Source organism: Flavisolibacter nicotianae, assembly GCF_003628535.1.
In the GTDB taxonomy this organism is placed as follows: domain Bacteria; phylum Bacteroidota; class Bacteroidia; order Chitinophagales; family Chitinophagaceae; genus Flavisolibacter; species Flavisolibacter nicotianae.
In genome coordinates this window covers 24587-35885 of the sequence record NZ_RBCI01000009.1, presented here as the reverse complement: position 1 = coordinate 35885, position 11299 = coordinate 24587, and the positions used below count along the sequence as shown (strand labels likewise).

At 51.4% G+C, this 11299-nt stretch carries 6 protein-coding genes; all 6 read left to right on the top strand.

Annotated features, from left to right (window positions below):
• The first annotated feature begins 33 nt into the window (after positions 1-33).
• The 6 genes from D6024_RS19650 (at position 34) to D6024_RS19620 (ending at position 11291) form a co-directional block, all read left to right on the top strand.
• Entirely contained in the window at positions 34-1452 is a 1419-nt protein-coding gene (locus D6024_RS19650; RefSeq protein ID WP_121356473.1) for an L-fucose/L-arabinose isomerase family protein, read from the top strand.
• A 486-nt stretch (positions 1453-1938) separates the two neighbouring features.
• Complete coding sequence (locus tag D6024_RS19640; protein WP_121356471.1) at positions 1939-5061, top strand: SusC/RagA family TonB-linked outer membrane protein; 3123 nt, start codon at positions 1939-1941, stop codon at positions 5059-5061.
• A gap of 97 nt (positions 5062-5158) precedes the next feature.
• Positions 5159-6715 carry a RagB/SusD family nutrient uptake outer membrane protein gene (locus D6024_RS19635; RefSeq protein WP_121356566.1) on the top strand — a complete coding sequence of 519 codons (1557 nt, stop codon included), beginning with the start codon at positions 5159-5161 and terminating at the stop codon, positions 6713-6715.
• A 19-nt stretch (positions 6716-6734) separates the two neighbouring features.
• Positions 6735-7568: a phytanoyl-CoA dioxygenase family protein gene (locus tag D6024_RS19630; RefSeq protein ID WP_121356470.1), complete on the top strand. Its 834-nt coding sequence runs from the start codon at positions 6735-6737 to the stop codon at positions 7566-7568.
• A complete protein-coding gene (locus D6024_RS19625; protein WP_121356469.1) occupies positions 7565-8401 on the top strand; it encodes a sugar phosphate isomerase/epimerase family protein in 837 nt (278 codons plus the stop codon). Before D6024_RS19630 ends, D6024_RS19625 begins: the two co-directional genes overlap by 4 nt.
• Before the next feature lie 10 nt (positions 8402-8411).
• Positions 8412-11291: a glycosyl hydrolase gene (locus D6024_RS19620; RefSeq protein WP_121356468.1), complete on the top strand. Its 2880-nt coding sequence runs from the start codon at positions 8412-8414 to the stop codon at positions 11289-11291.
• The last annotated feature ends 8 nt before the right edge of the window (positions 11292-11299 follow it).

Below are 11299 nucleotides of genomic sequence, written 5' to 3'. Positions count from 1 at the left end.
AAGTGAATTTGATCAACTGGAACAAACGACAAAATGCAAAAGCTGAAGATTGGCTTATACGGCATTGGGCTTGACACGTACTGGCCGCAGTTCGAAGGTCTGTACGAACGGCTGCAAGGCTATCAAAATCGAATCAGGGAAAAAATGGAGCAGAGGGGTGTAACCGTGATCGATGCCGGTTTGGTAGACAACCCGCAGAAAGCCGCTGATGCGGGGGACTACCTGCGAAGTCAAAACGTTGACATCCTGTTTCTCTTTATTTCCACCTATGCACTTTCCTCTACCGTATTGCCGGTTGCCAAACGGCTAAACGTGCCGGTGATCATTCTTAATCTCCAGCCGGTAGCCGCCATCGATTACGAGTCTTTCAATCTCCTGGGCGATCGCGGGCAAATGACCGGTGAGTGGCTGGCCCATTGCCAGGCCTGTTCGGTCCCTGAAATCGCTTCGGTGTTCAATCGCTCTTCGATCCGCTACGAAATTGTTTCCGGCTACCTGGAAGAGGAAGCCGCTTGGAAGCAGATTGCCGAATGGATTAGCGCTGCAAACGTGCAATGCATCATGCGTCACAACCGTCTGGGCGTCCTGGGGCATTATTACGGCGGCATGCTCGATGTGTATGCCGACCTGACAAAGCATTCCATCGTTTTTGGTACGCATATGGAAATTGTGGAGATGTGCGAACTGAAAAAATACCGTGATGCAGTCTCCGGCGATCAGGTCCAACAAAAACTGGCGGAGTTTCACGCAACCTTCGATGTGTCCGATGAGTGTCCGGACGATGAACTGGTGCGGGCTGCAAAAACATCAATCGCTTTGGATGCACTGGTCAAGAATCATCAACTGGGTTCACTGGCTTATTACTATGAAGGAGAAGCCGGAAATGATTATGAAGACATCGTAACATCGGTCATTGCAGGTAACACGCTTCTCACCGGAAGAAATCTTCCCGTTGCCGGTGAACTGGAGATCAAAAATGCCCACGCCATGAAGATCATGGACTCGCTAAATGCGGGTGGCTCGTTCTCCGAATTCTATGCAATGGATTTTGCGGATGATGCTGTTCTTCTCGGGCATGATGGGCCGGCGCATTTTGCCATCGCGGAAGGCCGCGTAAAACTTGTTCCGTTGCCGGTCTATCACGGTAAACCTGGTAAAGGCCTGTCAATTCAGATGACCGTCAAATACGGGCCTGTAACGCTGCTCTCCGTTGTGGAAGGCAAGGCGGGAATGTTTTTGCTGGTGGCCGAAGGCAGTTCCGTGCCCGGTCCTGTGCTTCAGATTGGAAATACGAATAGCCGGTATCGCTTTCCTATTCCGGCAAAAGAATTTGTCAACCGCTGGTCAAAGCAGGGGCCTTCGCATCATTGTGCCATCGGTGTGGGACACGTTGCCGGCATCATTCATAAATTGGGCATGCTTCTGAACATCCCGGTCATCCAAATTTGTTAAACGACTTATCCGCTCAAAATGAAAAATCTATTTTTTGTTTGCCTTTTTTATTTTGTTGGCCTCACTGGTGACAAACCTTAAATTATCTCCAATGCACATTGAATCCCAGTAGCCGAAGTACACCTGCCCGAAACGGTGCCAAACAAACTATTCGAAAGCAGTAAACCATTGTCGTCGCCGGTTGGCAACGGCAGAAGTATTCAAGGAAGGCAGACGGTCCTGGTCGTCGGCTCCGGCAGTTATTCTTTTCCGATTCGCAAGTAAATCCATCGCATATTTGTTGCTACTTGTGCCGCGTTTTTCAATCCGGTCGTCAGTCCGTTTCAGGCAGGTGGAGGTGTGGCCTATTATCGCAAAAAAGAAATTAGCGACTCCTGTTTTATCGTTCAAACTTTTTGATCTACAGTATGGTGCAGGATGGTTAACCAGCATGTGAAAATTATTTTTAGAAACTTAATCGATTGTTCCAAACAAAACTCTTGTTATATGAAGTCAAGCAGCTGCTTTTATTGGAAGTCGCAATATTTTCGACTTCTTCGATTGCCTTTTTTAACCTTTCTGCTTTTTCTTTCTTTCTTCTCTGCAACGGCACAAAACGGTGCCACTGCAACAATCAGTGGGAAAGTTTCATTGGGAAACGGCCTGACTGATTTGTCGGGTACATCGGTCCAGGTGAAAGGCGCTACACAAGGTGTTACTACGGACAATGATGGCCGCTATTCCATCTCTGTAAAATTGCCGGCGATACTCGTTTTCTCGCATGTGGGATATAACGACTATGAAGTACGTGTTACAACGCAAACGCAGATCAATCCCGTACTGGACGCAAATAACAAGAGCATGGACCAGGTAGTGGTCGTCAGTTATGGTACCAAGCGCCAGCGTGACATTACCGGCTCCGTATCCAAAGTCAATGCATCGGAACTGCAGGATATTCCTGCGGCCGAATTCGGTCAGAAACTGCAGGGAAAAGTTGCCGGCGTACAATTGAACCAGTCCACCGGCCGCCCGGGCCAAGGAATGGATTTTCGCATTCGGGGAGCGGCTTCATTCTCATCCGGTTTCCAGCCCCTGATCGTGGTGGACGGCCAGCCCCTGACCGGTGCCAATACACGCAACGGCGACATGAACCTGATTAACCCAGATGAAATTGAATCGTTCACAGTGCTGAAAGATGCCTCTGCGACGGCACTTTACGGTTCCCGTGCCGCCAACGGTGTGATCATCATCACCACCAAGCAGGCCAAATCGGGTCGTACCAATGTGTCGCTGAATGCCTACACCGGCTGGCAAACCGTTCCGCAAAGAGGACGACCAAACCTGATGAACGCAAGGGAGTTTGCCACTTTCATGAAGGAGTTCTACGAAGACAAAGCAAAATACGAAGGGTACACGGCTGGCGTACCGGCCGATTATGCCAACCCCGAACAATATGGTGAGGGAACAAACTGGTATGATGCGCTGATCAGAACAGCGCCGATGCAAAATTATTCGGTGAACCTTTCTACGGGTACCGACAAAGTTTCCTCCAGCACCACGCTCACCTATTTCACGCAGGAAGGTGTGCTGCTCAATACCGGCATGAAGCGTTATTCTTTCCGCAGCAACAACGAATACCGGCCAAACGATCGGGTGAAAGTCGGATTCAACATTGCCCCGACCTTCCAGCGTGATCACAACACAAGAGGCTACACCGACGGCAGCCGCCAGATCATCGGCCTGGCGACGGCGGCTTCCCCGTTAATTCCTATTCGCAATGTAGATGGGAACTACACCGGCAGGGTTAGTTCGTTTGGCATGCTGGGAATCAACAACCCGGTGCAGCAACTCGAATTGTTGGACGGTAATCAAAACACCCTGCGTTTGTTGGGTAACCTTTACGGCGAACTGGAAATCATCAAAAATCTTCGCTTCCGTTCGAGCTTTAATACAGACTACGGTGCGGCCGAATACGACCAGTTCTTCGGCACCATGTTCGGTATCGGATTAAATGCGCCTGTGCTGCCCCGTGCCGCAACGTCTGCTTCGGCCACGCACAGCTCGTACAACTATGTTTCCTGGCTAAACGAAAACACGCTTACGTATAACCTGAAAGTAAAGGACCACAACATTGATCTACTGGCCGGTTACAGTGCACAAAAATGGAATCGCAACTACCGCTCGATTGGCGGCAGCAACTTTGCCGGCGATGCCATTCCATGGATCTCCGGTGCAGCTGTCACCAGCGGTACCAACAACAACGAGGCCTGGAGCCTGGCTTCTGCGTTTGGCCGTGTGAGCTATGACTACAAGTCGAAATACTACCTCACCGGAACCATTCGCCAGGATGGTTCGTCCCGCTTCGGTGAAAACAAGAAGTACGGTTATTTCCCGTCCGTTTCTGCAGGCTGGGTGGTGAGTGACGAAAGCTTTTTTCCGAAAAATGATTTCGTCAGCTTCCTGAAACTGCGTGGCAGCTACGGCAAAACCGGGAACTTCAACATCGGTAACTACCTGCAGATTTCCAACATCACGGCGACCAACTATGTTTTTGGCGGCAACCTGACTCCCGGTTTGTCCATCACAACCTTGGGTAACAAAGACCTGACCTGGGAAGTTTCGAATCAGGCCGATTTTGGTTTGGAAGCCAACCTGCTGAATAACCGGCTGACGTTCACTTACGACTACTACAAAAAGACCACAGAGGGTATGCTGTATCCAACATCACTGCCGTTTGCATCCGGTTACGGAAGCGTTACACTGAACGTGGGCAAGTTTAAAATGTGGGGACACGAATTTCAGTTAAGCTCCCGGAACCTTACCGGCCCTCTTAGCTGGACAACGGATCTAAACCTTTCATTCAACGACAACAGGGTGATGGAACTGCCACCGAATACGCCGTTCATCGGTGGCGGACCGCGTTATTCCGGCTTTAACAGGTCGGTTGTGGGGCGCCGGATCGGTGAGTTTTACGGCTATGTTTTTGACGGCATTTACATGACCGACGACGAACTGGCGAAATTCCCCAAAGAAGCCACGTCCATGGTCGGTACAACCCGTATGAAAGACACCAACGGCGACGGCAAGATCGATGACGCTGACAGGACCTTCATCGGCAATCCCAATCCGAAGTTTATTTACGGCATGACCAATACGGTGCGCTACAAAAATTTCGATTTCAATTTTGTTTTGGCGGGACAGTATGGCAACAAGGTGATGAATGTAAACTTCCAGGACTTTCACAACAACGATGGTGTCTTCAATATGAGCCGCGATATGATCAACCGCTGGCGTTCTCCCGAAAATCCCGGCGACGGCAAAACGCCGAGAACTCGTTCCGGTACCACTGAACTTTACCGCCTGGCCAATACCACCTGGGTTTCCGATGGCAGCTACCTGACGGCAAAGAACATTGCACTGGGATACACGCTGAAACCAAACGCGGTGAAGTATATCAAGTCGGCCCGGCTTTATGTAAGCGTGCAGCAGGCATTCGTGATCACCAACTACACGGGTCAGAATCCCGAAGCCAGCATAGGCCGCGATGATGCGATCGGTACATATGGACAGGACCTGAGCACCTTCCCTGTACCAAGAACCTTCATGATCGGGACCAACATCAACTTCTAACGTAAACGGACCTTGCTGTTTGCGTGAGGAAACGTTGGGTCTGTAACAAAAAACTGAAATGTTCATCACCGTTGTGATCAGAAAAAATTCTTCTTATATGAAACAAGTCAAAATTTTCCTATACCTCTTTTCATCCGTTGTCCTGATGGGCTCCTGCAAAAAAGACTTCCTGACGCTTTACCCGGAAGGAAACCTGAACGAGGGGAACTTTTATAAATCAACGCTGGATTTTCAGCAAGCAGTAAACGGCGCTTACGTACCCCTGCGGGACATTGCCAACAACGCCTACTGGATGGACGAAATGCGTTCGGACAATGCGCATTACGACTACAACCAAAAAGACAGGGGCAATGCCACAACGGAAAACCTGGTGGATTTTCTCGACCAGGCGAACAACGTGATCACGCAAAACCGTTACCAGGCCGCATACAACGGCATATCCCGCACCAACGTCATTCTCGACAGGCTGGCAGCCATCACATTTGCCATGTCGGACGCCGACAAAAAGCAAATCACCGGTGAAGCAAAAGCGCTTCGTGGTCATTACTATTTCGACCTCGTGAGAAATTTCGGCGGGGTGCCCCTGCATCTTCACGAGGTGAAAAATCCGTCCGATGCCTTTGTAGAACGTTCATCCGCCGAACAGGTCTATGCGCAGATCATTGCCGACCTGACGGAAGCTGCGGGACTGTTGGCTGCGCCAACCTTTGCGGCTGCGCAAACCGGACGTGTAACGAAAGGATCGGTTACCACCGAACTGGCTGCGGTCTATATGCAGCGCAAGGAGTATAACAAAGCCATTCCCTTGCTGCAAAGCGTGACGCAGATGGGCTATGCACTTATGCCCAACTTCCGCGACGTCTTCAATCCTGCCAATAAAAACGGGAACAAGGAAATCATTTGGGATGTGCAGTTCCAGTCCGGCACAACAGGGCAGCAAAGCAATTTTATTTATCGCTTTACGCCGGTGACCACCAATACGCTGAATATCCTGGGTGTGAGCTTCAACAACACGATCGGCGGCTGGAACGTTCCGACCGAAAGCCTGATCAACACTTACGAAGCCGGCGACACCCGTTTTGATGCGACCATTGGTGTGATTGAAGGCACGCTGGATGCCAACACCAACTTTACGCCGACCCGGGTTGTCAGTGCCGTAGGCTATACGCAACCCGCCGGTGTGGTGGCCAAGTATTTTGCAAGGAAGTTTTATTATCCTCCTTACCCCAACCTGAACCAGAATACCGATCAGAACTGGCCCCTGTACCGCTATTCGGATGTGTTGCTGCTGCTGGCGGAAGCCCTGAACGAAACCGGCAAATCAACCGAAGCACTGACCTATCTGAACCAGGTCAGAACCCGGGCCTTTGGTGCCGGCAACGGCCAGATTACGACCGTCGACCAGGCGGCCTTACGCACTATCATCGCGGATGAAAGAAGAAGGGAGCTGGCTTTTGAAAACAAGCGCTGGCAGGATCTTATTCGCACGGGACAGGCCATCCAGGTGATGACGGCCTATGGCACAGCCCTGAAGCTAAAATATCCCTACCTTTTACCGCAAAGCTATAATGTCACCCAGGATCGTTTACTGTATCCCATTCCGCTGCGGGAAATCCAGTTGAACGCCAAGTTGACGCAAAACCCGGGTTATTAATTTTTAAAACGTCTTGCATATGAATTGGAAACTCTCTCAGGAGCAAATAGACTCCTACCAGGAAAATGGTTTCATCGTCATAGATGATTTCCTTTCGCCGGAAGAACTGGAAGAATGGCGTGGCGCCGTGACAGAAGCGGTAAAAGAACGTGGCGGGCAGAAGATGCCTGGCAAGGAAGTGAGAGTCGGCGAAGACGACGGCATCAACGAAGACGCCGATTATTTTGGAAAAGTGTTTGACCAGCTCCTGAATCTATGGCAAACAAACGACCGTGTGAAAGAGCTGATGGTGGATGAACGCATTGGTGAGATGGCGGCCAAACTATCCGGTGCCGATGGCATCCGCATCTGGCACGACCAGGCGCTGATCAAGCGGCCATGGGCCAATCCAACAGCCTGGCACCTGGATACGCCATTCTGGTCGTTTTCCGATCGCAGGGCGCTTTCGATCTGGGTGGCCCTCGACGATGCGACACTGGAAAACGGCTGTCTGTATTTCATTCCCGGATCGCACAAACTCACCAATTTTAAAAACAGTGGCATTGGCAAAAACATGGACGGCATTTTCGAGGTGTATCCGCAATGCGCCACGATGAAATCCTTTGCGGCAAAAATGAAAGCCGGCAGTTGCTCGTTTCATAACGGTCTCACCATTCACGGGGCCGGCGCCAACATGACCAATGGCTTCCGTCGTGCCATGACCTGTGCCTACATGCCCGAAGGCAATACGTTCAACGGGCAGGCCAACATTCTGCCGGAAGAATATTTACGAACCTTACAGGTGGGTGATCAACTGAACAACGATGCGCAAAACCCGCTCATCTACCATGCATCGATGCCGGTAGGAGTATGAGGATAAAGTTCTTTTCGCCGCGGTGGGGTTACGAACACCTTCCCTGGGAACCATTCCTCTCTTCGGTAAAACAAGCCGGCTATGACGGAATAGAATGGTTCCCGTTTGGGGAGCGCTGCGATCACCAGGACGTGTTGCGCCTGTTGGAAAAATATGACCTGGAGTTTTGTATCGTGATGGCCGTGCTGCAAACCTTCGACAACAGCAGCGATTACCTGAACGAATTACGAACGCAGTTGCTGGAGCTGTGTGCACTGCAGGCAGACGGCAAAAAGCCTTTGTTCATCAGTGCGCAAACAGGACGCGAGTTTTATACAATTGGTGAGATCAATGCCTGCCTGGATTGCTGCCTCGATGTTAGCCGGCAAACCGGCATTCCCATTTACCAGGAAACCCACCGCAACAAATGGTCTTACGCCGTGCATACGGTTGCACCCATTTTGCAGGCACGCGACGAACTGGCGTTAACGCTCGATCTTTCACACTGGTTTTGCGTGTCGGAAAGCTATTTAAGCGATCAGCAGGCCGGCGTGCAAAAGGCCATCCGCCATGCCCGGCACGTGCATGCCCGGGTTGGCTTTCCCGAAGGGCCGCAGGTGTACGACCCGGCCCTGCCCGAATATGCCGAAGCCCTGGCCGAGCACCTGAAGGTGTGGGATCAATGGATCACTCAGCGGAAGGAAAGTGGCGCCGCCTGGTGCAGCATCACACCTGAATTTGGTCCGCCGCCTTATTTGGTAACGGCCGGCCGCACAGCCGCACCACACGAGGAGCAATGGCGCCTGAACCTTTGGATGAAAGACCTGTTGCAAAAACGATATTCGAACGACTGAACCTAGAAGAATGAAAAGAAGAACATTTTTAAGCCAGAGCACCCTGGTAACGGCAGGATATACACTGTTTTCTTCCGTGCCCGCTTTTGCCCGCAATATCCTGGCGGAAACAAACACCGACGATTCAAGCGATATTTACCAGCTTTTCAAAAACCCGTCCGCAGGTTATCGCCCTTTTGTACGATGGTGGTGGAACGGCGACAAGGTAGAAAAAGCAGAACTGGCAAGAGAACTGCACCTGCTGAAAGAAGCCGGTATTGGCGGTGTAGAAATCAACCCCATTAAATTCCCGCAACGCACCGACGACCTGGGAAAACGATCGCTGACCTGGTTAAGTGACGAGTGGATCGAAATGCTGCAGTTTACTTTTTCCGAAGCAAAGAGCCTGGGGCTCACCTGCGACCTGATTGTGGGATCCGGGTGGCCGTTTGGTGCGGAATACCTGGAAGGCGAAGAACGGGCCCAACTGATGGTGCTTGGGGCGAAAAAACTGGAGGGGGCGATGGATTTTGAGGCATCGCTTTTCGATCTCTTGAAAGATGCCGATCCGGCAGTTACCAGTCCCTTTTCCCGCCGTAAAATGGAAATCATTTCCGTGCAATTGGCTCCCGATCCGCTCAGCCGGATGGACGAAATCAAAGACCTGACCGACCAGGTCAAGTCGGGCTTTATCAGCGTTACCCTACCCCAGGGCAAATACGTTTTATACACGCTGGTCAGGAGCAGCGGCTTTCTGGAAGTGATCAACGGTGCACCCGGTGCCAACGGTCCCGTGTTGAACCACTACAACAAAGCGGCGGTCAGCAAATACCTGCACCATATGTCTGATGCCATTCAGAAAAAGACAGGACCGCTCTCCAGGCATATCCGCTCTTTCTTTACCGACAGCATGGAACTGGAAGGTGCCAACTGGACTGCTGATATGGCGGATGAATTCAAAAAGCGCAGGGGGTATGATTTGCTTCCTTACCTGCCGTTTACGCAATTCAAAATCGGCGGTATGGGCAATGTGTGGGACTACAGTTATGGCGCACAGCTCGGCCCCGAATTGAAGAACATCATCCAGCGGGTGCGCTACGATTTTGAACTGACGAAAACGGAGCTGTTGCAGGAGCGCTTTATCGATACGTTTACCCGGTGGTGCAGCGACAATGGCGTGAAATCGCGGGCACAGGCCTACGGACGCGGTTATTTCCCGCTGGAAGGAAGCTTCGACATGGACATCCCCGAATGCGAAACCTGGATCAAGTACGGCATTGGAAAAGAAATGGGCGAATCCGATTACCGGGTTGGCAGGGCTTACACGATGATCAACAAATTTGTTTCGTCTGCAGCGCACCTGAAAGGCAAGCGCCTTGTTAGCTGCGAAGAACTCACCAACACCGACGTGGTGTTCAACGCAACACTGGAAGTTCTGAAGGTTGCCGGCGACCAAAGTGCCATTTCCGGTGTTACGCACCCGGTCTTCCACGGCTTTAACTACTCGCCGCCGGAAGCGCCGTTTCCCGGGTGGGTGCGGTATGGCACCTTCATCAACGAACGAAACAACTGGTGGCCTTATTTCAGAAAATTTACCGATTATAAAGCACGCCTGTCTGCCCTCTTGCAACAGGGAGAGATGTTTGCCGATATTGCCATCCTGCCGCCGGTTGCCGATATGTGGAGCCAGTTCGGCGCACAGAACGAACCCTTCCCTTCGTTCTACTATCCCAACTATCTTTCCCTGGTTTGGGAGGCGATGCACCAGAACGGCAATGCCTGCGATTACATTTCGGAGGCGGTGATACGCGACGGCGACATGAAAAATGGGAACCTGCAATTCGGGCCGCGGAAATACCATACCCTTTTCCTGGTGCAAGTGCAAAGCCTGGAACCGGCCACAGCCCGCAAACTTTTGCAGTTTGTACAAAATGGCGGCCGTGTCTTCTGCCTTGAAACCCTTCCCGAATTCTCACTCGGCCTGCACCAGTACGAACAAAAAGACAGAGAGGTGCAGGACGTTGTTTCGCAACTCAAAGGCTATCCCGATCGATTTGTTTTGTTGAAAAAGCCGGAAAAAGATTTCCTGCAGTGGTACAAAACCATCCAGCAGCAGTATAACCTTGCACCATACGTCAACTTCCGCGATCCGAATGTTTTTGTCACGCAGGTGCGTTACCAGATGCCGGGTAAAGAAGTTTTGCTCGTGACCAATGCAAGCACCGAAGATTCGCACCGCGTTGAGATCACGCCTTCCCGTGAACTGGCCAATGGAAAACAGGCCTGGATCTGGGATGCGGAAACCGGTGAGCGGTACAAATGCGGTTCATCGTCGGGCATCACGCTGGACCTTGGTCCTGCCGATGCAAAACTGGTGGTGTTCGACAAAACCAAAAAAGGGCCGACCTGGAAGCCGGCGCCGGTAAGAGGTGCCGCCACCGTTGGTTTGAACGGCAACTGGCAGGTGGAATTCCGTCACCTCAACGGAACAACACGCACCCTGCAAATGAACCCGTTAAAAGACCTGAAAGAGCTTCCCGATACAGTTTCGTTTTCCGGCACGGCGGTCTATCGCACCAGCCTGGAGCTGGCGGAGTCGGGTAAAGAACGTTTTTTGAATTTGGGAAAAGTGTTTGGGGTTTCCGAGTTGTTGGTGAATGGTGTGCCCTGCGGCACGCGGTGGTATGGCCGTCATATCTATGATGTGACCAATCAGGTAAAACCTGGCGTAAACGCCATTGAAGTGCGGGTTGTAACCACGATGGGAAATTACCTCAAGACACTGAAAGACAACCTGGTTGCCCAGTACTGGACCAACGAAAAAAGAAAGGATCAGCCGATCCAGTCAATGGGTTTGGTAGGTCCGGTGACCTGTTACCAACCTTCGGATGAAAAAAACCTGAGCATCTAAACCGTTTT

Bases quoted from the DNA above. Each gene is read 5' to 3' on its own strand.
- D6024_RS19650 (WP_121356473.1), top strand. From the start codon at position 34: ATGCAAAAGCTGAAGATTGGCTTATACGGCATTGGGCTTGACACGTAC.
- D6024_RS19640 (WP_121356471.1), top strand. From the start codon at position 1,939: ATGAAGTCAAGCAGCTGCTTTTATTGGAAGTCGCAATATTTTCGACTT.
- D6024_RS19635 (WP_121356566.1), top strand. From the start codon at position 5,159: ATGAAACAAGTCAAAATTTTCCTATACCTCTTTTCATCCGTTGTCCTG.
- D6024_RS19630 (WP_121356470.1), top strand. From the start codon at position 6,735: ATGAATTGGAAACTCTCTCAGGAGCAAATAGACTCCTACCAGGAAAAT.
- D6024_RS19625 (WP_121356469.1), top strand. From the start codon at position 7,565: ATGAGGATAAAGTTCTTTTCGCCGCGGTGGGGTTACGAACACCTTCCC.
- D6024_RS19620 (WP_121356468.1), top strand. From the start codon at position 8,412: ATGAAAAGAAGAACATTTTTAAGCCAGAGCACCCTGGTAACGGCAGGA.